The sequence below is a fragment of the Limibacterium fermenti genome (assembly GCF_041902845.1).
GTDB lineage: Bacteria > Bacteroidota > Bacteroidia > Bacteroidales > Dysgonomonadaceae > Limibacterium > Limibacterium fermenti.
The window spans coordinates 33,171-60,111 of the sequence record NZ_CP159486.1 but is presented as its reverse complement, the minus strand read 5'-3'; the positions used below and the strand labels follow the sequence as shown (position 1 = coordinate 60,111).

General features: G+C 42.7%; 19 protein-coding genes. 3 read left to right on the top strand and 16 right to left on the bottom strand.

Annotated elements, in window-relative coordinates; translation table 11 throughout:
- Positions 1 to 78 precede the first annotated feature (78 nt).
- Positions 79 to 1,341, top strand: coding sequence for a fimbrillin family protein (locus ABNK31_RS00270; RefSeq protein ID WP_418893785.1), 1,263 nt, complete (start codon positions 79 to 81; stop codon positions 1,339 to 1,341).
- 262 nt (positions 1,342 to 1,603) lie between these two features.
- On the opposite strand, the gene ABNK31_RS00265 is transcribed toward ABNK31_RS00270, so the two are convergent.
- From ABNK31_RS00265 to ABNK31_RS00235, 7 genes are all read right to left on the bottom strand, one after another.
- A complete protein-coding gene (locus ABNK31_RS00265) occupies positions 1,604 to 2,713 on the bottom strand; it encodes a thioredoxin family protein (RefSeq protein ID WP_418893784.1) in 1,110 nt (369 codons plus the stop codon).
- Positions 2,714 to 2,806: 93 nt separating this feature from the next.
- Complete coding sequence (locus ABNK31_RS00260; RefSeq protein WP_418893783.1) at positions 2,807 to 4,357, bottom strand: PKD-like family lipoprotein; 1,551 nt, start codon at positions 4,355 to 4,357, stop codon at positions 2,807 to 2,809.
- A 21-nt stretch (positions 4,358 to 4,378) separates the two neighbouring features.
- Entirely contained in the window at positions 4,379 to 5,188 is an 810-nt protein-coding gene (locus ABNK31_RS00255; protein WP_418893782.1) for a DUF4843 domain-containing protein, read from the bottom strand.
- Positions 5,189 to 5,210: 22 nt separating this feature from the next.
- Positions 5,211 to 6,680 (bottom strand): RagB/SusD family nutrient uptake outer membrane protein, encoded by a 1,470-nt coding sequence (locus ABNK31_RS00250; protein WP_418893781.1) that lies wholly within the window; start codon positions 6,678 to 6,680, stop codon positions 5,211 to 5,213.
- A gap of 19 nt (positions 6,681 to 6,699) precedes the next feature.
- Positions 6,700 to 9,993 carry a SusC/RagA family TonB-linked outer membrane protein gene (locus ABNK31_RS00245; RefSeq protein ID WP_418893780.1) on the bottom strand — a complete coding sequence of 1,098 codons (3,294 nt, stop codon included), beginning with the start codon at positions 9,991 to 9,993 and terminating at the stop codon, positions 6,700 to 6,702.
- Between the two features lie 372 nt (positions 9,994 to 10,365).
- A complete protein-coding gene (locus tag ABNK31_RS00240; protein ID WP_418893779.1) occupies positions 10,366 to 11,607 on the bottom strand; it encodes a FecR family protein in 1,242 nt (413 codons plus the stop codon).
- A gap of 28 nt (positions 11,608 to 11,635) precedes the next feature.
- Positions 11,636 to 12,214 (bottom strand): RNA polymerase sigma factor, encoded by a 579-nt coding sequence (locus tag ABNK31_RS00235; RefSeq protein WP_418893778.1) that lies wholly within the window; start codon positions 12,212 to 12,214, stop codon positions 11,636 to 11,638.
- Between the two features lie 473 nt (positions 12,215 to 12,687).
- On the opposite strand from ABNK31_RS00235, the gene ABNK31_RS00230 reads away from it, so the two are divergent.
- Positions 12,688 to 12,930 (top strand): hypothetical protein, encoded by a 243-nt coding sequence (locus ABNK31_RS00230; protein WP_418893777.1) that lies wholly within the window; start codon positions 12,688 to 12,690, stop codon positions 12,928 to 12,930.
- Positions 12,931 to 13,012: 82 nt separating this feature from the next.
- Here ABNK31_RS00230 and ABNK31_RS00225 read toward each other — a convergent pair whose 3' ends face one another.
- The 4 genes from ABNK31_RS00225 to ABNK31_RS00210 all read right to left on the bottom strand — a co-directional run bounded on the left by ABNK31_RS00225 (position 13,013) and on the right by ABNK31_RS00210 (position 17,315).
- Positions 13,013 to 13,753 (bottom strand): glycosyltransferase family 2 protein, encoded by a 741-nt coding sequence (locus tag ABNK31_RS00225; protein WP_418893776.1) that lies wholly within the window; start codon positions 13,751 to 13,753, stop codon positions 13,013 to 13,015.
- Between the two features lie 6 nt (positions 13,754 to 13,759).
- Complete coding sequence (locus tag ABNK31_RS00220) at positions 13,760 to 14,431, bottom strand: phosphatase PAP2 family protein (protein ID WP_418893775.1); 672 nt, start codon at positions 14,429 to 14,431, stop codon at positions 13,760 to 13,762.
- Positions 14,432 to 14,442: 11 nt separating this feature from the next.
- Positions 14,443 to 16,083, bottom strand: coding sequence for an ArnT family glycosyltransferase (locus ABNK31_RS00215; RefSeq protein ID WP_418893774.1), 1,641 nt, complete (start codon positions 16,081 to 16,083; stop codon positions 14,443 to 14,445).
- Between the two features lie 107 nt (positions 16,084 to 16,190).
- Positions 16,191 to 17,315, bottom strand: coding sequence for a M24 family metallopeptidase (locus tag ABNK31_RS00210; protein ID WP_418893773.1), 1,125 nt, complete (start codon positions 17,313 to 17,315; stop codon positions 16,191 to 16,193).
- Between the two features lie 386 nt (positions 17,316 to 17,701).
- Between ABNK31_RS00210 and ABNK31_RS00205 the strand changes: the two genes are divergently transcribed.
- Positions 17,702 to 19,051, top strand: coding sequence for a sigma-54-dependent transcriptional regulator (locus tag ABNK31_RS00205; protein WP_418893772.1), 1,350 nt, complete (start codon positions 17,702 to 17,704; stop codon positions 19,049 to 19,051).
- A 38-nt stretch (positions 19,052 to 19,089) separates the two neighbouring features.
- Here ABNK31_RS00205 and ABNK31_RS00200 read toward each other — a convergent pair whose 3' ends face one another.
- From ABNK31_RS00200 to ABNK31_RS00180, 5 genes are read right to left on the bottom strand one after another with little or no spacing between them, the layout of a single operon-like run.
- Positions 19,090 to 20,436, bottom strand: a complete 1,347-nt coding sequence (locus ABNK31_RS00200) for an APC family permease (RefSeq protein WP_418893771.1) — start codon at positions 20,434 to 20,436, stop codon at positions 19,090 to 19,092.
- Positions 20,372 to 21,232 carry a hypothetical protein gene (locus ABNK31_RS00195; RefSeq protein ID WP_418893770.1) on the bottom strand — a complete coding sequence of 287 codons (861 nt, stop codon included), beginning with the start codon at positions 21,230 to 21,232 and terminating at the stop codon, positions 20,372 to 20,374. The genes ABNK31_RS00200 and ABNK31_RS00195 overlap by 65 nt, the downstream gene beginning before the upstream one ends.
- An 11-nt stretch (positions 21,233 to 21,243) precedes the next feature.
- Entirely contained in the window at positions 21,244 to 22,806 is a 1,563-nt protein-coding gene (locus ABNK31_RS00190) for a DUF6850 family outer membrane beta-barrel protein (protein WP_418893769.1), read from the bottom strand.
- 11 nt (positions 22,807 to 22,817) lie between these two features.
- On the bottom strand, positions 22,818 to 24,059 hold the full coding sequence (locus tag ABNK31_RS00185; RefSeq protein ID WP_418895445.1) for a DUF4876 domain-containing protein: 1,242 nt from the start codon (positions 24,057 to 24,059) through the stop codon (positions 22,818 to 22,820).
- 18 nt (positions 24,060 to 24,077) lie between these two features.
- Complete coding sequence (locus ABNK31_RS00180; RefSeq protein ID WP_418893768.1) at positions 24,078 to 26,915, bottom strand: TonB-dependent receptor; 2,838 nt, start codon at positions 26,913 to 26,915, stop codon at positions 24,078 to 24,080.
- Positions 26,916 to 26,941 lie beyond the last annotated feature (26 nt).

The window sequence follows — 26,941 nt, the reverse complement described above, 5'->3', positions numbered from 1 at the left end:
CTCTAAGTCACACCTCTATGTACACATCTAACGGCACACAGAAGCGGATGTTTTTATTCATTCGATAAAATCAATAATATGAAAAAGTATTTTATTTTTTGGTTGCCGGCATTTTTTTTGCTGGCATCATGCAAAGGCGACAAAGCCGATGAGTCTGTCGCTGAAAACAATCCACAGATTAACGCGACTGTCCTCGATCTCAAATCAAGGATGACGAACGACATGTGGAGTAGCGGAGATTCGATTGGTATTTATATGATGAAATCCGGCGGCTCACTTTTCGCCGACGCTTTAATCAGCAACATTCAATATGTAAATGTGGGTGATACGAAGTTCTTACCAAAAAATGAGGCAAACGCCATCGAATTTCCCTCCGACGGATCGAAAGTAGATTTTATCAGTTATTATCCGTATACAAAGGATATCGCAACGGATTTAACGGTACCGGTGGATGTGAGCGATCAAACCGATCAGGCAGCCATCGACCTGTTGTTTTCCAACAATGCCATTGGATTGAAATCGGGAGATACGGAAGTAAATCTGTTTTTCCGCCATCAACTATCTAAGGTAGTCCTGAACATCTCTTCCGATAATCCTTCGACGGACTTAAGCCGAATAAACGTCAAAATCAGCAATAGGGAAAAGAAAGCGAATTTTTCCCTGAAAGACAGTACGCTTACGGGACAAAATGAGATAGGAGATATTCCTTTTAAGGTCAGTACGGACGGCAAAACGGCAGAAGCTATCTTACTCCCGAGCGCAGACCTGTCGGGCTGCGAACTGAGTTTTTCATTGGGTGAGGACAATCATTATACCAGCCGGTTAAAAGAGGGAGCGACTTTCGAGAAAATGCGGTTGTACACCTACAATATAATATTGCAATCGGGTACACAGACAGCAGCCATCGCAAATTCAAACATCGGCAAGTGGATTACCCAGTCTTCCGAAGATTTCACCCTACTTCCCGGCAACGAAACGCCCGGCGACGGCACGCAGGAAAATCCCTATACGGTGCTGCAAGTAAAAGAACATGACGGAGAAAACGATGTATGGGTGAAAGGATATATCGTCGGATATGCAAAAAGCGATAAAAACTATTTCATCATGCCCGATGACGTATCAGATGCAAAAGAGACGAATATTCTTCTTGGGTTGACTCCCACAGGGCCGGACGTAGAGTGCGTTATTCCGGTACAATTGCCTAAGAGTGATATCCGGAATAACTTAACGATAAAGAATCATCCCGAACGATTGGGTAAAAGCGTTATCATACAAGGTGATTTGGGCCATTTTTATGAAAAGATCGGAGTCATAAACTTGAAAGAAGGCAAACTTCAATGATATGAAAATCTCCGGCCGGCAAAATGGCACTTTTGAGGGTTTCTGCGATTTTTTTAACCATAAAAAATGAAAAGAATTCCATTTTATTATTGTTTCTTTCAAAAGGAGTTTCTAATTTTGCAGAGTAAACCCATGATTTCATAGGTATAAATATCTTTTAATGATTAGTGTATGGAAGAGAAAACAATTAACTTCCCCTCTTCGAAAAAAGAGGGGAAGTTAATTGGCAAAATTGGCAAGGATTCGTTTCTTCTTTTATAATTTATTCTTGCTTGTCAATGCCTTCTTCTATTTTAATTAAATCCATTGCTACAAAATAAATCATATTTGCCTCTAAAGTATGTAATTGACTGCGTATAAACTTTGATGCCCTCTTCCGGATAAATTCGTCTTCGGTGTCAATGTTGGAAGAGAAGTGTGTTAATAGAGAAGCTTGTTGCCTTTTAGGTAAATCGGAAAATATTTCTTCACAAAGGGCCAAATAAGCATTCAAATCCTTTTTTGCATGACTTTCAATCAAACGAAAGGCTGCTGTATAGGTATTTTCTTTATTTAGGCCTGAATCAAGGATATTCTTTTTAATGAATTGGTAGATACTTTCGTCATAAGGAACTGTCGCAGTCAAATAATCAATTAGCTGCTCATTAAGCATTTGATTGATCCGATTTTCGATTTGATTTTTTATCGACAAGGCAAACCGGTTCCGATTGGCAATCATATATTGTGCCATGGCGTCTGTCGGGGAGGTAATATAATTATATACAAACACATTTTCTTCAGACAGTCGTTCAGTATCATTTAATCCTGTAAAATAATCCCGAACAATATCGAAAACAGCTTCTTGTTTTTCCTTAGTCGGATTGCTTTCTTCGTTCCACAATTCCTCGATTTTCATGCTTACGTAAGCCACAATCAATTCGGCCGAACGCTCTCCAGACCGGTAACGTTCCTTCAAGCGCTCAGAACTCTTTTCCGGATTAATCTGACGCTCGATAGATGCAATCAATTCATCGGCGTCTGATGCTCCTATCTTGGTCACCATTACATTTTCGTCCGTATCAACTCCTATATAAGTAGGATAGCTTTTAAGTTTATGAATAGCGGCTAATTCAGCGCCTTCTTTTTCCGCATCCAATTTGATGCAAATGAAATATTTGTCAAGGAAATCCCCTACTTTTTTTTGTGGAAACACCTGTTTATCCATCATTTTACAAGGACCACACCAAACAGTGTAAAAATCGATAAATACGAATTTTTTTTCAGCCTTTGCAATAGCCAACGCTTCGTCGTAGGATATATTGCGAAAATTTGTTTGAGATAAAATGGATAAAGAAAATAGAAGAATACTGAATATTAAAGATATTTTTTTCATTTATAAATTATATAACGAGTGGAAATTATTCATTATTGGATAATTACATTTTTAATATATTAAAAATTTTCCCGGCCAAATAATAATACACTATCAATAACTTAAGCCATAGCCGGATGAGTCCCAATCCCAGATCTCATTAAAAAGAGGCGAAACATACTGCACATCGGCTATTTTTCCGACGCCCCGAAATTGTATTACGGGATTGCCATTTGGTTGGCCTCCGATCATATTATACATGCTAAGCGTATAATTTCCGTTACCGGCAGTCGTTCCCACTACCAGATAATCAAAAGAAACATCGCGTAAAGCTTTCCAGAAACGATTGGATACGTAATTAATTTTCTCTCCAACAGGTAATCCCTGTAATGTTGTAATAGGGGCCTCTGTTTCTGTAACAAATGAATAATAATAAAGCTGATTATCCGCTATATAATAAAGAATGGGTGCGGAATGAACACAAATAGCATAATGGTCAGCCTGGCTAAATTTCGAATCAGCTTCCATAATGGTTACTTTCTTAATCGGATTGTCATCCCTTGTATAAGACAGTTGATAGACGCTCCGTTTTTCATTACCGGGGGTTTGTAGTACGGCATATATATCATTTGCTTCAGCAAAGTGAGTCGTCCCCATAAATACAACCTTACCATTAATATTATTCGGCTGATATTCTGCTTCATCTCCTGCAAAAGTCGAAACATTTCCATAAAAATCAAGAGACAGGAAACGCCTGTTTATTTCATCCCAATAAAGAAACCCCCAATTATAGGGAGCATTGTGAAATGCAATCCATTTACTTCCTCCTTGTGTTGGGTCGGGTTGAGGAAAGCGTCCTGTACTTAAATTTGTTCCGAATAGATTCTTCCCTGCAGAGATAGAATAGCAACCGTCGGCGGAAATATAATGTTCATTTAGATATCCTCGTGCAAAACGGCCAGGTTTTCCTCTATTTTCATTTTCTCCTCCAAAAAAAAGCGTATTACGATCGTGAATCAACGACATATTTTTCACTTCCATTAGGCAAAGGTCTTTTTCCGTTGTAATGCCGAGTGCATATCCATAGACTCTTTTATTTGTTTCTTTATTCACAAAAGGATAATTGATCATTTGTGCCAATGTTTGCGGATATCCGTTTAAGGGCGCCCCCAACGATTTAGACAATAGATCGTAACCGGGCTTCCCGTCTTCCGCTCTGAAATCGATATCCGTGTTGCCTTCAGGAGTAGATTTTAATATATAGAATCCACGGGAAAAAGCAGTTTCCACATTTAATGTTGTTTTTGCGTATACCGCATAATGATTAACCGCATGTTGAACCTTTACTGCAACCGAATATTCGCTGGGCTCCTCAGTTATTGGATACTTCAAATCTTTTTCCCTACTGATCGTATCTACCGATTCCTTATCATTCTTTTTATAAATAAACCAGGCATATTTTAAATCCTCTTCATCATAACCGCTTCTGATTGTTATCGGTATGATCAATGAATCCTGCATGCTATATTTCCGGTAGCTTTCTTCTACACCAAGGATTTCAATGTCCGATATCTCCATATGGGAAAAATTCTCGTTATCATCAGAGCAACTTGCCAAAGTGTATAAGATACATGAAATCGAGAACATATATTTTATTATATTCATATTCGTTTGCATTTAAAATTACTAATCTCCAATAGTCATTACGGTATTGTCGTCCCTCATCAAAGGGCCTAACCCAGTAGCCGCACGCCTTTCGTTTTCTTCTTTCAAGGCTTTTTGCAATGTCCAGATGAGATAGGTAAAATAGGCTTCATCATAATTATCATTGGTATATATAGGCCAGTCATCCTCGAATTCGGGAACTATTAGACCCAATTCATTTAAATAATCGTAATCCCATTTTTCACCACTAGCCTCAATTAAAAACTGATGCAACGCCTTATCGTAAGGCCCTATATACCAATCGACAAATTCACTCCAATTGGCAGGTTTAATAACTTGATCCGTAATCCATATTTCCAATTTTTCGGGAAGAACAAATCCGGGTTTAAAGTCGCTATTTTCTCCGATTGAGAATTTAAGCAAAACATTTTGGCGCTGCAATGATTTGTCCCGTTTAAGTATAACCGGAATTTGAGATTCCGTTTTATTCGCCGGAATTACGTACAAATCGGCTAATTCCGAATTATCAAAATCAACATAATGTAGATTCGGTTCTGCATTTATCGTATCTGTGATGATTTGTGTAAAGGTTACTTTTCTGTCATGGTTTGTGACATTACCGATGGTTTTCACCTTAATCCAAAGGGTATCTCGTATCCTGTTTTCTCCCTCATAAACAAAAGAATAAGATTGTGAGGTATCAGCTGGGGATACATTAAAGCGTAACCAGCATATTTCATTACTATAGGGAACCAGTTTTTCTTCACAACTTGTCAAAACCAGAAATCCTATAATGATACCCTCTATAAATTGAAAAAAATGATTTTTCATATCCGTCTCAAATTTTTATAAATTATCGATTCAATTCGGCAGGATTATATTCTGTGTCAGGTAACGGAACAATAAATTGCTCCTCTCCTATATCCTCGTTAGCAAATAGCATTCGGCGTATTCCATGACGTTTATACGTATAGAACATCTGTCCCTCTGCGTAAAATTCTCTACGAATCTCGTCAATAACAAAAGTTTTCACTTTTTCCAACGATGTGAATTGATCTATTTTCCCTACATTATGCGACATCATATAATCTGTATATAGAGCATTTGCCTCTTCCAAGTCGCGGGTGGTCTCCATTAAAATAAGATATATTTCGCTCATCCGGATTATCGGAACAAGTTGTAATTTTGTAAGATACACTTCCGGTGCATAGGATGTTGATGTGTTATAATAATATTTAGTTACTACGGGCCGGTTCTCTCCCAAAATGTCAGGGGTCGTTTTGTTCCACGAAAGAGCATAACGGTTGTGAGAACTTATGTCCACTCCTTGATATAGTTTGGAAAGCATATCCGATGTTATATAAAGCTGGGAGGGTTGTAATTGTTGGGAGCCGTATCCCAATACATCAATAGAATAGTCGATTAGTTCGTTATTACTTAAAGCAAATAAACATTCGGAAGGTAAAGCATTGTATCCTTTGTTAAGATCCTCCAGCCCACTTAATTTTACAGGCATTGCATCATAAATCACACGGGCGGCGGCATATGCTTTATCCGGTTGATTTGTATATAAGTAAAAACGAGATTGCAATGCTTTTACAGCGTAATAATTTAAATCCAACCCTCGATAATTATGCAGATCATCTTCGTTATTATTATATGTAATTCCTTGTTTTATGACGGGATCCTTCTTTTCGAGTGCCGTTTCGGCAAAGGATAAATCCTTTTCAATTTTTGCACAAAACGTATCATAGTCATAATAAGCAGGATGATTTTTTATAGATACTTCTTCAGCATAAGGCAACCGTACTTTCCGTATCGGATTTTCCGGCATTTGTCCGAAAATCCGAAGGATATCAAGATGGCAAAGAGCGCGGATGGCATAAGTTTCTCCTTTAATAAGGGCAAACGAAACCGAATCATTGATATGACTTCCGTTAGTTTCTATATGTTCGATGATTGTATTCGCCTGTACAATTACATTATAAAATCCTGAATAAATTTCGGTGATTGCTTCTTTAGCATATATGCTTTGATAATCATACTTTGATAACGATAAATCTGCCTGACGCTGTGAATTTTCCTGTAGCGCCCATAATTGTGCGAGGGATTCTATGTGGGACATTGTTAGATTTTCACCGTATAACGAACGATCTTTCAATTTAATATAACAACCTGTCAAGGCGCTTTTAAATCCATCGTAAGAACTAAACATCTCGTCTAATTCCGTCTGAGAATTAGGCTTTACGTCCAACCAGTCATTGCAGGCAGATAATAAGAAACAGAGAAGAATAAACAAATTATGAATAATATATTTTTTCATATCAAATTTTATTAGAAATTTAAAACAACAAAGAAATATTCGCTCCTACCGTCCGTGTAAACGGATAGGCAGTCCCACGTTCTCGTTTCACCGAAGAAATATAAAATAGATCGGACGCATTCACACCCAAAGTTACAATCTGTACTCCTATTTTCCGGAAGTATAGGGCTTTCCATTTATACTGTAAACTGGCTGCTTGCATCTCGAATACATTATCACTCATAACAAAACGGGAGGTTGCCCGGGTTTCCGTATCTGAAATCCCTTTGAAAAATGCAATATCGCCTTCATGCAGCCACCGATCCGAGAGTACGCGCCTATCCACATTCCTACTCCTGATTGCATTTGCCGTCAATTCTACTTTATCTAACAATGTAGCATTATATTGTTTTCCACCCCAATGATATCCGAACGAAAGATTGATAGTCAAATCTTTCCATGAAAACATCAGTCCGGCATTCCCATTATAAAGAGGTTCGTTTACACCTAAATAAACTTTATCCGAAGGATTCCATTCATAGGTGGAATTTCCCTCTTTATCCAAAAATATTTCTGTCCCGCTACTCGGATCAATTCCTAATGACCGTACTGCGTAGAGAGCGTTCTGCGAACGGCCTTCATAAAATAAATAAGCAATATCTTTGTCTTGTTTTAGATATTCGGCGGTTTGTCGCTTTATATCATCCGATAACCGGATGATTTTATTTTTATTATATGCTAATTTCGTTGATAATATCAATACAATGTCTTTTTGCTCATCTCGGATCAAATATCCGTTTAGCGAAATTTCATAGCCGGTATTTCTTACCACTCCGATATTTTCCATATAAGAAGAAAAACCGGTAGAATATGGTAAGCTCATGGAAGAGAGTAAATTATTTGTTTCCTTAGAATAATAATCAAAATTACCTTTAATTCGATTATTCAAGATGGCAAATTCCAATCCTGTATTATATTGTGAAGTTATTTGCCATTTTAAGTTCTCGTTTCCTAATCCCTTCAAATATGCTCCGCTTCGTATGCCATATTTTTTATCCGTATAATATTCAAATGTTGAAAGCGCTTGCCAAGGTTGGAATTTTTGAGATCCTGTCTGACCGTACGATAAACGTAACCGTAGATTGTTGATAAATTCATTTTCTTTAAAAAAGGTTTCACGGTGAATATTCCATCCGACACCGGTACTCCAGAAAGTAGCAAACCGGTTTTTGGCTCCGAACTGAGAACTTCCATCTGTCCGCAATGAAAAATCGGTATAATAACGGTTATCATAAACATAATTAAGATTTCCGACCAACCCAACACGCCGTATTTTACTCTCTACCGCTGAGGGGGTTCCGTTTTGTGGGTAATGAAGAGCATTACCTATGAACGGTTTGTCATTGGGAAATCCTTCTACATTAAAATAATAAGAATATCCATCGCTTTGAGCGGCAGATCCGTCTATACCTGTATATAACGAATGCTTTTTCTTCAATATTTTAGAATAACTCAATGTCAGGTTTCCCTCAAATGTGTTATCCTTACCCGTTGTAAATGCATAAGACCCTCTGCGTAACACCCGGTCTCCTTCGTAGTTAATAAAGGCGGAACTTTTCGGAGAGAGATATTTATCATAGGTGTTGTCGTTGTGAAGAATGCCAAATTGTCCACGAAGCGTTAACTCGGGGAGTATTTTCCATTCGACGGACGAGTTATTGATAATCTCGGTATATCTGCTTTCTTCCTTATTAACCAATGTAGCATCATATAACGGATTCTGAATTTGTCCGCTCCAAGCGTCCCAATCATCAAAATAGCGGATTATCTTTCCTTCGGCATCATAAGGTGTATTATAGGGCTGTTGTTCCACATAACTGCTGAAACTTCCGTATGGGCTTTCCTTGCTTTTATTGCGTCCAATGCTTGTATAATTGCGGAAAATAAAATTCTCATACGTATATGACAGGGTAATGCCCCCATTAAATGTTTTACGCTCAGAGCCAATCATAGCTCCTTGTATATCTTTGTAACCAAGGGAAGCAGACCAGCGAAACTCCTTACCGCCTCCTTCGAAACGCAGATTGTAATTCTGTCCGATACCGGTATGTAAAGGATGATTTAGCCAATAGGTATCGACACCTTCTAAAGTGGATTTTAAGCGTTTATAATAAGCTTCTTTAAAAAGAATATCCCTTTCCGGATTTTCGGCGTTATACAGTCCCGCTTCCCATTCAAGTTTTAACTTTTCAGTTGCATTCATCAAATTATAAGAAGATAGGTCGGGGATTTCCGCGATAGAGCCTATTTGTGCATACACTTTTAGTTTTCCTGCCTGCGGTTGTTTCGATACAATAACCACGACGCCGTTAGCGCCTCGTGAACCATAGATAGCCGTAGCTGCTGCATCTTTCAGTATGTTGATCGATTCAATCTCTTCATCGTTATAATCCATTAATTTTGTCAGCGAAATTTCAAATCCATCCATGATAATCAGCGGAGTATTCAGATTATTCTTGTTCCCCGCATTGAATTCTTCTACACTTGTCGACATCGATGAGTTGCCGCGTATGGTAATATCGGGTAGCCTGTTAGGATTGCTTCCCAATAGATTGTTCTCTGCTATATTGAAAGCCGGATCAATATTTTTCAGGGTTTGAAGCAGATTCTGTCCTCGATATGAAATAATTTCATCTGCTGTAATGGTGCTGATAGCGCCCGTATAGCTTTCTCTAGACTTTTTGAAAATTCCGGTTATGACAATGTCCGACAATGACTGAGCATCTTCAAGTAATTCAATTGCATAATATCCATCTTTGTTAACATCAACCTCTTTGGTCGCATATCCTAAAAAACTAATGGCTATTTTATTATTCTTCATCCTGGCGAAAGACAGGGTAAAAGTTCCGTCAATATTTGTTTGAGTTCCTTTTGACGTTCCGACAATCAAAACGTTAGCACCCGGCAATACTTCTTTAGTGTTTTTGTCCCTCACAATTCCTGTTATTGAAACGATATTTGCAGAACGTACGACTACTGTATTATCCGTAAATTCAAAAGTGATCTGTTTTTGGGAGAATAATCTTTTCAATAGATCTTTCACTTTTTCATTCTTCGCTTCCACATTTAATTCCTTCACATCACTAAAATCTTTGTCGTTATAAATAAAATTCAATCCGGTTGACACCTGAATTGCCTTAAATACCTCAACGACACTCTGATTTTTAAGAGAAAGTGTCACTCTTTTTTCTTCCGGCCCGGTTTGCTTTTGGGCAAAAATCGAAGAGGATAACCCAAAAACAAACAAAAAGACAAATACACTAATTTTCTTCATAAAACGATTGTTTAACAATTTCATCTTTGTTGTCGTTGCTTAATATAAATTATTCGTTATACGATTTCAATATCCTATAGATACGTTTACAAGAATTGATAACCTTACATTTTCTTAATAGATGTCAGAGTTGCCTAATATACTATTAGGACGAATTTTCCCCTCGAAAAGGTTTACAAAAGGAGAAAACATTTATTCTTTAAGCAACAAATTTTCCGAAAAAATATCTAATCGGCACGAGATAATTTATAAATTGTAAATAAGATCAGTCCTATCTCTACTTTCGAGAGAGCCTCTTATAGGGCAACAGAATTGTGTATGAGTAGCTATTTACCGGAAGCCACTAACGGATACTCTAGACGAAATAGTATTTTAAATAGTTCTGTTTTTGACGATGAGAGTCTTGTTTTTTAACTCTATATTCAAATAATTTGTTTGTTCGATTAATTGGATCAGATTGGCAATCGGAAGATTTCGAGAAAGGCTACCGGTAAATATTTCGTTATCAGCTTCATTTGTTTGGTAATCAATCGTTAAGTCATACCAAATTGCCAATTCATTCAAGATATCCGATAAGGGAGTGCTTTCGAATAAATAATCTCCTGTTTTCCAGCCTATATAGCATCGAATATCTTTATTCCCAACATCTAATATCCCCTCAATTGGATTCAAAACAGCCGTAAATCCGGGTTTTAATTGTACCGGTTCTATTTTTTCAGATTTTACAATAACGGATCCTAAAACAAGAGTTGTTTTAATAGATTCAGGATTACGAGAATTCACATTGAATTGGGTTCCCACAACTTCGACCTCGGTTAAACCGGAGCACACAATAAAAGGTTTGTTTACATTTTTCGCAACCTCAAAATAAGCTTCGCCTTCGAGGTAAACTCTCCGCTCTTTTTCATTAAACGAGGTGGGATACTTCAATCGCGAATCCGAATTAAGATGTATTTTTGTTCCATCACTTAGGGTAATATGAAATTCGGCTCCCCGTTCGACTACCAATGTATTTAACGTCGATTCTTTATTTAATATATTCTTTTTCGAATAGGTCAATCCTTTTTTATCTCTGTTAAGTTTAAAGGATTGGGGTGCTAACGATTTGCTCGATTCCATTTCTTCTAGAGACAGTTGTTCACCTTTTGCCGTAATTAATCGTACACGCTTATTTGAAACTTTATGTTTCTTTTCAATAGGAAGTGAACTTTCTTTTTCAAGATCAATAGGACTCTCTAAGGATTCAATAACCGATGAAAATAGAGGGGCTTCTTTTTCTCCTTTTCCTATAAAAAAAGGAATGCTTACAATAAGTAAAACTAACGAAGCGGCTACAGTCACTCTAAAAAGAACTTTAAAAGTTAAAGATTTAGATTTTTCCTCTTTTCTACCAGCGAGTCGAAGCCGGTTAATGAACTGTTTGCGATACCTTTGTTTGTCCTTTTTCCTTAATTTTATTTCCTTCTGAGAAGATTGAGCCATGTTCTTTTTTAAGTTTTCAAAATAATCCCGATGCCTTTCATCAGCAGCCAACCAATTCTGAAACATGACTTCTTCATTTTCATCAAGGTTCTCATTTATTTTTTCGAGAAGGATACTAATATCTATTTTCATTCCTATTTAGATTAAAAGAAGAATAGCCTCATACTTTTTTAGAAACCCAATCGTATAAAGTAACTCCGTCAGGCACACCGTTTTTAATTTTTGATATTCCTCTGTGAATTTGAACTTTAATAGTATTCTTAGATAAGGACAATTTTTTTGATATTTCTTCTATTTTGTATCCGTCTAAAAATCTGAGCTTACAAATTTGCTTGCATGATCTTGGAAGCACTTCCAGTAATTGATTTACGACTACACTCAATTCTTCCGTATCGGAATCGTCATCTCCAATTAATTCCATTTCTCTTTGATACAAAATTTTATGGGTATCTTCAATATCCAATTGTTTTAAATAACTTATACACCTATTGCGAACTGAAACACGAAGGTAACCTTTTAAATTCTTTACGTCACTTATTTTTTCAATATTATAAAATAAATGGATAAATGTCTCCTGCACTATATCATCGGCTACATCTCTATCCAACACATAATTGAAAGCAACTGCCGTCAAAGACTTGTAATACTCATCAAATAATTTAATGTATATTGATTCGTTACGCCTTTCTATACGCTTTGCAAAAATACTTTCTCCTCCTAAATCAATCTCTAATGCCATTCGAAAATAATGATTAGCTTACTTATAGCGATGCTTTTAAACTACAAAGAATTTAATGGACGCATTGTTTTAAGTTGCTTTATGATGTAATATTTCTATTTTATTATCTGTAAAGATGTAGTACCGATAAATTATTATAGTCTCTTTATCTTCTATACATAGTAATAATGATCTTTTAAACATTAAACGATCGCAAAGTTAAGATTTAATTTTAATAGAGAAATACCTCGATTATGGTATTTTTGATTGAAAAAGGCACCAAAATACTTCAAGTTGATGCTTTTCTTTAAAAACATATCTTATTTTCTGTTTTATGGAGACTATCTCTTGAAAGTGTATATACGATTTAGGATTATTCACAATTTTTCATCATTGTCGTGCAGGCTTATTTTTTAATCGGGTATTTTGTATTTATTGAAAGGCTTGAAGGGCCGGATTTCCATTTCCAGTCTTGCGGAGCAACTGCGTATAGGATGAAATATAGCAGTCCATATACATCTGCGTCTTCCATATCACTTTTCTTGTTAATCGACTATAATAAAAAAGCAATTAAATTTTCCGAAATGCCTCCAGATCCTGTAAAAATGTTGAACGGCATCTCAAAAAAGTTTGTAAACGCATCAAAAAAAGCAGATGGCCCTTTCAAAATAATTGCAGATATGTCTGAAACGGTTGCGGGTACTTCGAAACCTTCTCCTATCGGTTTTAAGCCCTAAAATGAATGGCTTATTAATCGGCTAAATACCGGATAAACGTTCCTTCGGATTTCTTCGAAACGACGGCCGACTTACAAAAATCCTACGAAAACAACCGCGACTTCATCAATCCCCACTTGCACAAGCGGTACTTGACGGCCACGCCCAGCACACCGAAGCCATACTTGGTACTGCGTCGCAAGTTGATAGACGAGGCTTCCTTAAAATACTTCGTCGGACAGGTCATCTCACCGATTTCATAGCCCGAGTAGAATATTTGCGCCAGCATCTCGTTGTCGAAGATAAAATCGTCCGAGTTAACATTGTAGTTAATCCGCCGCAGCACGTCGGCCGAAAAAGCACGGAAGCCCGTGTGATATTCCGACAGTTTTTGGTTGAGCAGCAGATTCTCGAAAAAAGTCAGAAACCGGTTCGAAATATATTTAATGAGAGGCATCCCCCCACGTAACGCGCCCTTGCCCAAGATGCGCGAAGCCAACGCCACCGGATAAACGTTGTTGGCCAGCATGTAAGCCATGGAATGAATTAACAGGGGCGTGTATTGGTAGTCGGGATGCACCATCACAACGATATCGGCGCCCAGTTCCAATGCTCGGTTATAACACGATTTCTGATTCCCTCCGTATCCCTTGTTTTTTTGATGGATAATCACTTCTCGGATACCCAATTCGCGCGCTTTTTGCACTGTTTGGTCCTTACTGAAGTCATCCGTCAGGATCACGTCATCGACAATATCGAAAGGAATCTCATTATACGTTTGTTCTAATGTCTTTTCGGCATTGTAAGCCGGCATGACCACCACGATTTTCTTTCCGTTTATCATGTTCTGTTAGTTTTGATGATTTTCGTTTCTTCTCACCACACTGCGCAACGATTCATCCGCCCAACCGCCGGGCACATTCATTTTCCGGAACATCGGATAAAGCGCCAGGGCGCAAGTGAAGCCCACAAACGATCCGGCGAGCACATCTTCGGCAAAATGCTGCGACAGATAGATGCGCGAATATCCCGCCAACACTGCCAACACAATGCATAGCATCGACACGTATTTATTGTTCGCCATTAACGCGATGCACGCCATCATGGCAAAAGCCGCCGTGGTATGCCCCGAAGGGAAACTGTTCCACGCATGCACCCCTACTCCCTCGACCTGATGCAATACCACATCGGGGAAGTTGCCCGAAAAGTATGTTTTGGGGCGCGGAATACTAAATATCCGCTTCAACCCGTTCGTAATCAATGCGCCGATCAACAAAGATCCCAATAAGTACAACGAAGCCCTGAAACGATATAGAAGAAGTACACCCACCATCACATACGGTATGCTGGCCCCCATCTCGGTAAAATAGCGGAAAAACAAATCCATGGCCGGCGAGTAGTTCGCGGTGAGCGCCATGTGTAATTCCGATTTGCTGTAAGCCAGTGTCAGAGCGAGCACTCCGAAAAAGAACAGAGCATAGGGAATACCGAAATAAAGAAAGTTCTTGTCGTTTTGTCTCATCGAATAAAAATCTATTTGGGATAACGGGCGTAAAAGGCGAATCCGTTTTTATCATACAGCTTCATCGCATCGACCGTTTGCGACACAAAACCGTCCACTTCACGCTGCTGATTCCTCAGCACGAAATACGCCGGCTTGTCGATTGCCCCGCGTTGCAGGAATTCGCGGTCGGTATTGGTGTTTTGGGGTTGCCGGTCGCTGTAAAAATAATGCGCATAGCTCTTATGCAGCGGCAAAATATAACAATCTTCGCCGCGTTTCCTCTGATAAAATTCGATGGCAGCATGCTGGCTGTACTTCTCCACTTGCGGGGTGATAAAAAACACGCCGCCATAGATGAAAACCAAGCATCCCGCCAATAAGGTAAAGATCGCCTTCGGCCGGTTCCTCAGGAATACTGCAAAAAGAATGACGGCGGCTATCAGCACAACACCAAAGAGCCATTCAAAACCTATCCAGCTCGACATAGCCTGCAGGTTGCCCCGCGTAAATTCGTCCCCGATATACGGAATGAGCAAGCTTTTCCATGCGTCGATAAAAGGAATGGCGAAAGCAGCCAATCCGACAACGATTCCTACGATCATCAAGGGGATAATAATTCCTTTTCCTATTTTCACATCGCCATTCGTCCATTTATCGATATACCACGCCGCCAAAAACGTAATGGGAAAGTAGCACATCGACGAATAATGCACAATTTTCGTCTGCACGATACTGAAGAGAATGAGTACCACCCACAACGTAATCATCATCCAACGGAAAAAGTGCGCCATACCGGTATTCTCTTCGATGCGCAGAACGCCTTTTCGGAAAGTCGCCACGGCAAAGATCGATGCCGGGAATACGCCAAAAAAGAGGATAATAAAATGATAGAAGGGGAAGCCGCCATGCCCCGCATCTTCGGTGCGGAACAAGCGTATTTGATACACAATAAAGTCTTGGATGATGGAAAGGTGACCGTTCGCTATCTGCAAGATAAACCATAGCCCGCCCACAATGGCGAAGACGCCGATAAACGCCAGCACATGCTTCCAGCGGAAGTCGATCCGGAAGCGGCGCAGCACGAGGAACACAAAGAAGCACAAGGCGAAAATCAAAAATCCTACCGGCCCTTTCGTCAGTGTGGCCAGTCCCAGAAAAAACGCCGACAGTACCGCGTGAAGACCTTGCCGGTCATTATGTTCCGGCAAAGTGTAGCGGATCATGAAATAAATTCCCAAGAAGATAAACAAGTTGAACCACGGGTCGATAATGCCCGATTTAAAATAGAAGAACGGCAGAAACGAACAGGCATACAATAAGCTCCAAAGCAGGCCGAACGACTCGTCACGCAACCGTTTACCGATAAAGAACAGCACCAGCAGGGTGATGATGCCCGCCAAGGCATTCGGAAAACGGGCGGCGAATTCATTCACGCCGAACAGTTTCATGGAAAACGCCTGCATCCAGATAAAGAGCGGCGGTTTCTCCCAAAATGTTTCGAAGTTGATCTGCACGTCCAAATAATCTCCGCTCACCAGCATCTCACGAGCCGACTCGGCAAAGTTAATTTCGTCCCAATCGAACAAATGTACACGGCCAAGACCCGTCGTGAAGAGTAAGGCTCCTATCACGACGATCCAAACCGAAAAAACGACCGAATTCCTCTTCATATTTTTTGTGTGTCCCTGAATTTGCGGTACAAAAGTACGATTTTATTTTGAAATCAAGAACAAAGAGGAAAGACAAGAGACGAAAGATACGTATCCCGCACCGTGTTTTATAAAACGACCAACGATTCTTCGCAAAGGGTAATCTTTTCCAACTCCTTCTCATGCACAATGTAGGTGTTTTCGACTCCTACGGCCCCGATACCCGGCAAGACGAACTTAGGCTCCACGGCAATAGCCATACCGGGTTGTAACACCTCTTTCGAACGGGCGGTAAGTACCGGCGGCTCATTGATTTCCAACCCCACTCCATGCCCGATGAACTTAGCCTGTTGCTTGGTTCCCATAAAATAAGCTTCCAGTCCGTTTTCTTTCACCATTTGTTCCGCCAGCAGATAAAGTTCTGCGCAGGGAACGCCCGCTTTGGCCATTCCCATGATGGCCGTGTGGATATCGATGGACACCTGATGTGCGCGGTAGGCTTCGTCGGCGACCCGTTCGATAACAAACGTCCGCGTCATATCGCTCATCACCGGGCGGTAATTACCTGCCATATCCACCATCAGGGTAAGCCCGGGCGTCAACGCCACACCGCTCGCCCCGAGAGGTAGCGACGCACTTGCCCCCCGTCCGCCCAGCGCAAAATCGTAAGGCGAACCTGCGGCGGCATTATCACCGGCAAGAATGCTTCCCATAAAAATATCCATATTTTCGCCATACGATCGGAAAATGCCGAGCGAACCGGCCCGACGCATCGCATGTTCCAATTCGATTTGAAAATCGATATCGGTCATTCCTTTTTGGTAGATCGATGGAATTTGGCGGTACACCGACGCATGGATCCGTGCGCACGCCCGCATCTCATCGAGTTCCTCGGCCGACTTCACACTGCGGATACGCCGCAAGTCGGACGATACATTCCCTATTTCAGGCATTCCCAATGCCGCTTGCAAGCGCAAAGCCGTAGCAAAAGACACCACCTCGCTTTCGAGAAGCAACCTTTTGGGTAAAAAGCGGTTATCTCGCCTTAACAAATCGGGTATTTGTTCCGGTTTGCGGATGTAGGCGACCCCATCGCCTTCAATGCCCAACGGCCGCTTCACAAACAACAGCGGCTTGCCTTCGCCCGGAATATACAGATATCCGTCTACGATACGCCCCGTCAGGTAATAATGATTGACTCCCGTTACCACGATACAAGCATCCGCTTGTTTGTCGTTAATTATTTGCTGCACACGTTTTATACGTGACTCAAATTCGATTTCTCGCTCCTCTATCATCATAAATCGTCAAATTTTCTTCAAATATAACCACTACTAACCGATTTTACCCAATCATTGTTGGACAAATTTCATCATTACATTATCTGCAAAAAAAACTGTTCCCCCCAGATGCACGGAGGTTCCCGGAGTTTCCAGAGTAAAAAAACACAATTTGCTCTTAAAAATTCTCTGTGCAACCTCGGAGTAACTTTTTGTTCATGAGAAACCAACTATATCGGTAAAAAAACTTAATCGGGGGGAATGAAATGTTAGGTTTCATAAATCCACAGGGCGAATAATAGCTTATTATGGATAAATGAATTAACTTTACCTCGCGTTAAAGGAAAGTCAATGAACGAATGAACGGAAGAATTTTAATTATAGAAGACGATGTAAGTTTCGGAACCATGTTGCATAAGTGGTTCGAACGGAACGAGTTTTCCGTGCATCTGTCTTCAAGCATGAGCGCCGCTCAGCAATACATTGTATCGGATAAGATCGACATCATCCTGTCCGATCTTCGTTTACCCGATGGCGACGGCATCCTGCTGCTCGAATGGCTGAAACAACAAGCATTGGATATTCCGGTTATCATCATGACCGGTTACGGCGAGGTGCAAACGGCGGTGGCCGCCATCAAGTTGGGCGCTTCCGACTTTTTGGAAAAGCCTGTCAACCCCACGGTGCTGAAGCAAAAGATTGAATCGGCGTTTGCCTCTTCCTCTTCATCACAGAAAAAGGCCCCGAAACAGGCTAAAAAGCTTTTGAAGCCCAGCCGAGCGACCGTCAGGGGTAAAAGCCCGTCCCTCGAACAGATGTACAGTCATATCGATTTAGTGGCGCCGACGCAAATGGCGGTGATGATTACCGGCGAAAGCGGTACGGGCAAAGAGCATGTGGCGCGCCTTATTCACGAAAAGAGCGCCCGGGCAGACGGACCGTTTATCGCCGTAGATTGCGGGGCTTTGTCGATGGAACTGGCGCCCAGCGAGCTCTTCGGCCATAAAAAAGGCTCTTTCACCTCGGCTATCGAGGACAAAACAGGCTTCTTTTGGGAAGCAAACGGCGGTACGCTCTTTCTCGACGAAGTGGGAAACCTTCCGTATGGTGTACAAATGCAACTGCTTCGCGCCCTCCAAGAAAAGAAAATAAGGCCCGTAGGTACGGCAAACGACCTCGAAGTCGATGTCCGCATCCTTACCGCCACCAATGAAAACTTGGAAAAAGCCATTGCCGGGGGAACCTTCCGCGAAGATCTTTATCACCGGCTCAACGAGTTTATGATCAAGGTGCCGCCCCTGCGTGAGAGTGTAGCGGACATACGCCTGTATGCCGAATTCTTTTTATCGGAAGCCAACATCGAACTCGACAGGAACGTGACACGTATCTCTCCCGATGCTTTAAAAAAACTCGAACGCTACCCGTGGCCGGGGAACCTGCGCGAATTGCGTAATGTGATTCGCCGCTCGGTACTTTTTGCCAAAGACGAGGCGATTACCCCCGAAAGCTTGCCGCTATTGCCGGAAAGAAGCGGAAATGACGCCGACACCGCCCCTCAGCCGTTACATGCCGCCCCCGAAGATGAAAAACAACGCATCCTTACGGCGCTGGAGAAGTCGAACGGGAATAAATCGCTTGCCGCTCGCCTTCTTCAAATCGATCGCAAGACGTTATACAATAAAATCCACCTTTATAATATAGAGATGTGACAAACTTCGTGAGGTAAATTTCTCCCGAACCCGATTTTTTATCTTTTTTTACCCCAAAACCAAGTCGCGGCGCCCACCATCAAATTGCCCAAGCCGATAAGGGTCTCCAGAGGGTTGCGAATCACCACAAATACAATCATCCAGACGGAAAAAAACAAAAAGATGAGCGGAAACAACGGGAACAACGGACTTTTATACTGTTTTCCATCTCCCAAGGCAGGCTTCCGCCGCAAAATAAACGTCCCGAAAACCGTCATCATGGTGGAAACAGACAGCAACACCCCGCAATAGATCATAATCTGCTCGAACGTTCCGGTCAACAACAATGCCGAAGCTATAAAAAACTGAAGCCATAAAGCGTGCACCGGTACTTCTCCGGGTTGCGAGCGGAAATAACGCCACATCGGATAATCGGCGCCCATCCCCGATGTCACGCGCGGGCCGACCCACACCATAGCGCTAATGCCCGAGACCAGCAATAATGAGAGTGCAACACCAAACCATCGGCCGGCGCCATCACCCAGCATCCGTTGCACAGCGACATTACCGACATCCAACACGCCGCTCAACTCTCCAACCGGCACATGCTTCAGAAATACATATTGCAGTAAGGTGTATAACACCGTCACAATCAACGCGCCGCCAACCAGACTTACCGGAAGTGTACGGGAAGGGCGGCGCACCTCATCCGTGATATACGTGACGGCATTCCATCCCGAATAAGAATAACTTACATAAATAAGGAGCACGGCAAAGGCTACCGGATCGACACCCGAGAACCAAGGCCGGGGGAAGACCGTTGCGGGTGACTGTTCCGACGGCAATGCCAACCCCACAGCGATCAAGGTCACCATAACAATCACTTTCAGTAAGGTGGCGATTCGTTGAAAGCGTGCACCCGATCTAACGCCCCGGGTATGGATGAGCGTGACGAGGAAAATCAGTCCGACGGCTATCCACTTGCCGCTTCCCGTAGATAAGGGAAAATAGGCAACCGCTGCCATCGCCGATAACGCAATAGGCGCGGCAAAGCCTACCGTCAAAGAAATCCAGCCCGACAGGTATCCGGCCAACGGATGATAGATACGGGATAGAAACGTATATTCACCGCCCGATTTCTTAATGGCCGTCCCCACCTCCGCATAACTAAACGCGCCCGACAAGGCCACGACCCCGCCCACAATCCACAGCGCGAGCACCACGGCCGGGCGGCCTGTTTCTTTCAATTGAAAACCCAAAGAGGTAAAAGCCCCCGTACCGATCATATTGGCAATGATCAGTGCAAGTGCCGTAACGGTTCCGATCTTAGCCGAGCGGCTGCTAGCGTCGGGCAGGTGCGGCATGATCCCGGAGAAGGTTATATGCTTGCAACGTGCTGTCGGCATTCAAATAATTGTCGCGAATATCGCGGTACCGGTTTAAAATCCGTTGAGCTTTATAGTAAATAGCCGAATCCGGTTCCACTGTAGGCGTATGACCTTTTGGATAGGCATACACAAAATACCCGTCTTCGCGGGTTTGAGTAGGAATCTGGAAAAAGTTTCTCTCCACGAAGTTCCCGGTTACATCATCTTCTTGAAAAGCCTTCACAAAGAAATCGACGGCATAATCGGGATACCCGAAGAGGTAACCGTATCCGCGCAGGCGTTCGTATCGGTCGTTAAACTCGAGGGTATTCACCACGACCGCAGGGTCGGCGCCCGGCACCAGCCCGAACTGGCCGAAGAAACTTTCCCGCACCTTCAGCAAACTGTCGAGGGCGCTCACGCGGACGACATTGATCTGCATAATGCGATCGCCTTCATACGATGCACGATAAGGAAGCATCACGAAACGCAGATCGGGAAGATCTATTTTATTCAATGCTTGCTGAATGACAAACAATCGGTCGAGCGAAGCTCCCTGCTGTTTTCGATCCACGACATCGGCCTTCACCGACGATACCGTGTCGGTATTCGCCACAGGAAAAGAGAAAGAGACCAGGGAACTCATCGGTTTTACCGACCCGAGCATCGTATATAACGCTTCATGGTCAAGCCCGTATTGCAGGATGGAATCGATGAAATACCGTTCATAAGCATTTTGCATTCCGGCCGTTTGCAGAAGGACTGCTTGCCGTGGAGCGCCGCATCCCCCCAGGAGAATCAGGGATAAAAGAAAAATGGACGAGGTACGTTTCATTCTATCATTATTTAAAAATTACATCCTATACTAAGCTGTAGATAAGTACGACTGCCTAATACCTCTTCTTCGGCGCGCGAATACGTAAAAGTGGCCTTAGCAAAAGCCGTTGCGCCGGAATGAGTGTTGACCCGCTGGGAATAAGTAGCGGAAATACTTCCCAAAGAATAATCGGCCGAAAGATAGTCAATATCGGACTGCATCAATCCTATAACACTAGGATAGTCTGGATAGTTTCCGTCATACCGGTAATTTCCCGACAAATTAAAGTTATAAGAAACCGAAGCACCCACCAACAGCCGCTTTTGGAGACGGGCCGATAAAAGATAATTTCTTTTGGCCTGCACAGTAAGGAGAAGATTTTCATAATCCAACCGGGAAGCGGGTAATAGATAGTCGTCTTGTTTCTTGGTATACATCATGTCCAAGCCGATCTGCTTACGGTATCCGTCGGAACCGTTACCAAACAGTGTATATCCTCCACCTATTCGTTGTGTACGGTATTTCGATCGGACATCGCTGTGCAGCTTATCCCATCCCGTAGAATCGTTCAACATCGTAACATATTCTATTCCGTCGATATGACGGTAATCGTATTCGAGCGTGAATGCATGCGACCAAGTTTGTCCTTTATACAGAGCCTGCAAGCGCGTGCGCCATTGCACATCCTTAACCGTACCTTCGTCACGCGGAGTCATCTGCCCTATCTGCGCGTCTTCGACTTTCTTGTCAAAGTCCGAAGCCAACAGGAATCGTACCGCGCCATCATACGCGTACTGGATACCGAAACCCACATTGTTGCCGATATATACACCTTCACGCCCGTTATTGATGCCGGCATTCTTACGGGCATTGCCCAAGCCGTACATTTCATACGCATCCTGAAGGATATACAGATTCACGACACTCATCTCCGAGTATTCTTTCAAATTGTAATAATGCAAGTTGAAGCCAATATGATGGCGGGGAGTGACGGAATAAACCACAGAAGGTTTCACATCGGTAGTGTAAAAGCGGGAATCCACGCGAATATCGCGTTGTTTAGCGCCAATCCATGCTTTGTAGGAGCTTTCAATTCCGAACAGGATTTTAGACGAAGCAGGATAGGCGGCTTTAAAAGCAAGGTCATAGCGCTGGTTGTTCCAGTCGCTGGCATTTTGGTCGATAACATAATATGGCATACCGCGAAAAGGATCCACCAATGAAGCATTATAAAGAGCGCCGCGCAGGGTTTGTCGAGAGTAATCGAATCGTCCCCAGACATAGGTCTTCTTTAACTTCTCCGCCCCTTCGGCCGAAAAAGTCAGATTATTTTCCTGATCGCCCTGTTCAGGACGCCGGAATGATCCGCGATAAGTATCGAATCCGGCACTCAGTTCACTGTACACTGCCGTATCGCCGAGCAGCATTCCAGCCGCGTTAGGCGTCTGCCTCCACAATCCGTTTATTTTCATCCATTCGAGCGCGGCGGGAGAAAGTCCGTTGTCCGCTTCTTGCGCCGCGACCCCCATCGAGAGTAATAAAAGCAAGGCGCATGTTACACTATAATATCGTAGAGTTATTTTTACGTTCATTTTCTTCTTCGTTATTTTCCTGTTAAAGTATGATTCCATGCAGGCATCTTCGCTCCGTAACGGCGGAATTGCGGTGTAACACCATGCTCGAAGTCATTTGTGCTGTTATTCGAATCCTGCAAGCGGGGAGTACCGTCGGCTCTCTCGCCGATCTTTTTGCGCGCCACACCCAACGAATTGTAAATGTCACCGACATAGGTCATACCCGCATCCAACACGCCGGGTACCCGCTTACCTTTGAGCATGGATTCGTTAGGCCCGGCTTCCACCGCATCCCAGATATAACTGTAAGGGATTTTAGCAAGTATCTGTTCATAATAATCATCTTGGTCTATCGCTTGCCACTTTTTATCGTTTACGGGATCATAGTTTTCATCCAACGGCTTGAACAATACAAACGCTCCGCCGAATACCGACGTGAGATATTGCGGAGATCCTCCCTTACCTGCTTTTCCGTCGTAAAACACATGCACCATGTCGGGAGCCGGTTGATCGGGGTAATTTGGATTATTCATATTGAATTCGAACTCCGACGAAGTACCGTCGACAGGCGAATTAGGGTTGTATTGCGGGAGTTTGTGGTTGGCGGCAAATTGTGAAATGACGCACGACTCACCCGGAGCCAAAGGGTAATCGGTGCCGTTGCCCGGGAACTTCCAGATCCGGTCGGCATAGACATAATCGCCTTTGTCTTCTTCCCGCCATATCGGACGGAAGGTCGAAGCCGTCGTAGGATATAAATTAGCGAAATACAAGCCATCGAGATAAACGGTTTCATCGGAATTATTATACACCTCGTAAAACTGATTCCGGAAATAGAAATTGGCCGTTCCTGAAAAGAAGATTTCTTTAAAGATGACCGGTCCCAATAACGAGCCTTTCATTTCCACTTCGATCTTTTTATTATTCTCGACAATCGGATAGTTGGTATGTTCGCCATTTAGGTAAATATCGCGACCTTCCGCATCTTTTGTCGATCCGTAAACCGACAAATTATAAATGCCGGGGAGAATTTCATCAAGCGCAATGGTTGATCCCGTCAAAGCTTTTTCGATCACCGTGCCCTTATCCACATCGGTTAAAGAAAGCGTGAGTCCTTCACCGGTGGTCTCATACGTATCGGAAGAAATCGTCACCTGCGCACTCAGATACCGAATATCCGTAACACCGTCAGCGTCAGAAAAGGATTCACAACTGGTAAACACAGCCGTCCATAAAACGGCAATCAATATATAGATAACATTCTGTTTTATTGTCATTTCTTTTGATATTTATAGCTTGATCGATAATTCCAATCCGAAGAAAAAATCTTTATTGTAGACCGTATATTGTCTCGGGTATCTTTTAGATTCCCGTTGCGGGTAACTGCTGAACAAATTATTGGCGAAGAAAGATAGGCGCATGGCCTCTCCGATTTCTTTCGTCAGATGCAGGTTAAAACAAAATACCGGCTTGGAAAAGTATTCTTTAATTTTATCTTTTTGATCAACCGGACGGACAATATCGGTAAATTCATCATCGTCTTTTTTGGAAGGTTCAAAAGGATAGACTTGTCCGTCTACTTTCGAGATATATTGCACAGGAATGGAATCATTGCCGAAACTAAACCATTTATCGTCTTTCCAAATAGCCTCTGTGGTCAACGTAATAACGAAGCCTATTTCCGGGATATTATGGGTAATCCTCAGCGCACTAATGTGCGTTTCGTTATATTGTTTTTCCATTCCTTTTTCATATAAACCCACATGAGTGCGGTCTTCAGCCCCTATGGTACTGTAGTTGTCGAAGAAATAATAATCCTTATTATAAGTGAGCCCTCTCATCCATGCACCGTTCAGGTTGAAAGATGTTCGGAGGGCATCGATACGTCCCAAATCGAAATCATATTCAAGTCCTTTTGTTTGAATGACCCGGTTATTGGTAGGAGTATAATAACTTGCCAGAACAGGATTACTCGCGTCCAATTCAAAGACCGGTGCCGAACCATCTCCTGCTCTTTTATATTCATTAAACGTGAAAGGGCGGAAAGTGTTGACCGTTCTGGACATCGAGTATCCGTTGTTCAATTTATCATCGAAAGCGGTTACAGACAAACGTGTTTTACCGAGTGTCAAGTCGAAACCGATCTCTTTACGTGTATTCTTGGCTACCTCCAAGTCTTTATTCTGCGTGTCGAATACTTTCGTGGTCGTCATATATACTCGTTCTTCTTCGGGAATACGGTCATTGGACATCTCGTTGATATTCACATATTCGAAATAAGCCCTCTCCGGATAGAGAAATAGTTGCACGGGACCTTTAGCCATTTGGCCGAAACCTCCGCGAAGGGTCAACACATCGGGAAGGACGTTGAGCGAACCGTTGACGCGAGTGGTAAACAAGCCCTTCACCACCGAATAATCGTCGTAGCGAATACCTGCCTGCAAGTGGAGTTCGCGTCCGGCAAAACTGTATTGAAAGTTCTCTTCGGCATACAATCCGAGTTGTTTTACCGCGGGAATATCACGGTAAGAACGAGGCCGGAAAGTAGCATTCATCGCCTGAAGCTCGCGGTAGGGAGGAGCTTCTTGGCTGAAGACCTTCCCCCGGCCGTAATTTTTATCGACTCGGCCGTCAGACCCTACCATAATACGGTGATGAGTGTTCCCGATACTCTTAAACAATGTGGCGTTAACCTTATAAAACAAGTTTAATTCGCGTCCGAAGATTTCTTCGCGTCCCTGATACGAAGCGGGCAGGTAGCTGGCGAATTTCGAGCGGTCTGTCTCCGGAATATTCGTGAGTTTATTTCCCTCCGTATCAAAAACATCTACGCCCGGTTTGTTCGAAAGGATAGCTCCGTCGGTGATACTCATCGAAAAAGGAGCATTGGCCGACGTATACAGTTCACTATGGTAACTGTCTTTTGTTGTATAGGTTCCCGAAAGGCTGTAGGTTATATTTTTTAACAGACCGAGATTCAGTCGGAGAGTACCGTTCGTGTTGAGCCCCATTCCGACGTCTTTGCCTTGTGAAGAGCGTTTCATCTGTTCATCATCTGGATTCAACTTACGGGTATCATTCCCGTAGAAAAACCTCAGGTTGGTATGGGTGCTCCATTTGTTATGAAACAATTCATTTGAATACTGCGCCTTTGCAGTCGTCCGTTCATAATAATTATAAGACTGGACAGTTGAGTTTTTATTATTCGCATAATCAGCGCTAAGATTAAGGGCACCTTTTTTTTCGCCAAGGAGGAACCCTTTTCCGACAGAAAACTGATATACATTGGGGTTAGCCTTTAACCGGACACGCAAGGGTTCCCGTCCCGCCTTCGAACGAATAACGACCGCACCCGAAGTAAGTTCGCCATATTGCACCGAAGGGATTCCCCTTATCACTTCCACCGATTCGATATTATCGGTCGACACTTGTCGCGCATCCGGTCCACCGGAAGGCGTGGCTCCTTTATACAAACTGGAGACAGATCCTACGACAGAAGGGTGCATTGTTTGCATATTGGCATTATTCGATAAAGGGGCATCATCCATGATGATAGCCGTTCCCAGTCCGAGGACATTTTGGTTCGTCACCGTGCGAAGCGTCAATTGCTGAGATTCGCTAAGACTCGGATTGCGCGATAATTCCCCCGGCAACAATCTCATGACATCTGCTAAACTGGTCGCCTGCATGTGATCCATCGCGGTTCGGGTAATCAGAGATGCAGTCGATTGGCCGGACTGGCGATGCTCTGCAGTCACAACGATGCCCTTGATGCGGAAGTTATCTTCCTGCATCATAAAATCCACCTGTGTGTCGCGAGTCAAAGAGATTACCGTATCTACCGGAATCTTACCCAAAAAAGAAACGGTAATCCTGACTTTCCCCTCCGCGACTCCCCCGATATCGTATCGGCCTTGTTCATTTGCAACAGCCGACAGCCCATTTTCAGGGATATTGATAACCGCATACGTCAAAGGTTGCTTATGATCTTTGTCCTGCTCATAGACATAGCCGTAAATACGATACGTTTCGATGTCTCCCGCGCTTGCCCTTTGGGCAATTGCACGGCCTCCGCTCCAAAAAAGGAGGAGAAAAATCGATAGAGGTATAAGAAAACAATTGTTCATTCTTTTACTGATTAATTATCTTGTTT

Excerpts from the sequence above, each read along its gene's own strand:
- ABNK31_RS00180 (WP_418893768.1), bottom strand. The coding sequence starts at position 26,915 with ATGAACAATTGTTTTCTTATACCTCTATCGATTTTTCTCCTCCTTTTT.
- ABNK31_RS00220 (WP_418893775.1), bottom strand. The coding sequence starts at position 14,431 with ATGAGACAAAACGACAAGAACTTTCTTTATTTCGGTATTCCCTATGCT.
- ABNK31_RS00225 (WP_418893776.1), bottom strand. The coding sequence starts at position 13,753 with ATGATAAACGGAAAGAAAATCGTGGTGGTCATGCCGGCTTACAATGCC.
- ABNK31_RS00245 (WP_418893780.1), bottom strand. The coding sequence starts at position 9,993 with ATGAAGAAAATTAGTGTATTTGTCTTTTTGTTTGTTTTTGGGTTATCC.
- ABNK31_RS00265 (WP_418893784.1), bottom strand. The coding sequence starts at position 2,713 with ATGAAAAAAATATCTTTAATATTCAGTATTCTTCTATTTTCTTTATCC.
- ABNK31_RS00190 (WP_418893769.1), bottom strand. The coding sequence starts at position 22,806 with ATGAACGTAAAAATAACTCTACGATATTATAGTGTAACATGCGCCTTG.
- ABNK31_RS00260 (WP_418893783.1), bottom strand. The coding sequence starts at position 4,357 with ATGAATATAATAAAATATATGTTCTCGATTTCATGTATCTTATACACT.
- ABNK31_RS00235 (WP_418893778.1), bottom strand. The coding sequence starts at position 12,214 with ATGGCATTAGAGATTGATTTAGGAGGAGAAAGTATTTTTGCAAAGCGT.
- ABNK31_RS00230 (WP_418893777.1), top strand. The coding sequence starts at position 12,688 with ATGAAATATAGCAGTCCATATACATCTGCGTCTTCCATATCACTTTTC.
- ABNK31_RS00255 (WP_418893782.1), bottom strand. The coding sequence starts at position 5,188 with ATGAAAAATCATTTTTTTCAATTTATAGAGGGTATCATTATAGGATTT.
- ABNK31_RS00205 (WP_418893772.1), top strand. The coding sequence starts at position 17,702 with ATGAACGGAAGAATTTTAATTATAGAAGACGATGTAAGTTTCGGAACC.
- ABNK31_RS00195 (WP_418893770.1), bottom strand. The coding sequence starts at position 21,232 with ATGAAACGTACCTCGTCCATTTTTCTTTTATCCCTGATTCTCCTGGGG.
- ABNK31_RS00215 (WP_418893774.1), bottom strand. The coding sequence starts at position 16,083 with ATGAAGAGGAATTCGGTCGTTTTTTCGGTTTGGATCGTCGTGATAGGA.
- ABNK31_RS00250 (WP_418893781.1), bottom strand. The coding sequence starts at position 6,680 with ATGAAAAAATATATTATTCATAATTTGTTTATTCTTCTCTGTTTCTTA.
- ABNK31_RS00270 (WP_418893785.1), top strand. The coding sequence starts at position 79 with ATGAAAAAGTATTTTATTTTTTGGTTGCCGGCATTTTTTTTGCTGGCA.
- ABNK31_RS00200 (WP_418893771.1), bottom strand. The coding sequence starts at position 20,436 with ATGCCGACAGCACGTTGCAAGCATATAACCTTCTCCGGGATCATGCCG.
- ABNK31_RS00240 (WP_418893779.1), bottom strand. The coding sequence starts at position 11,607 with ATGAAAATAGATATTAGTATCCTTCTCGAAAAAATAAATGAGAACCTT.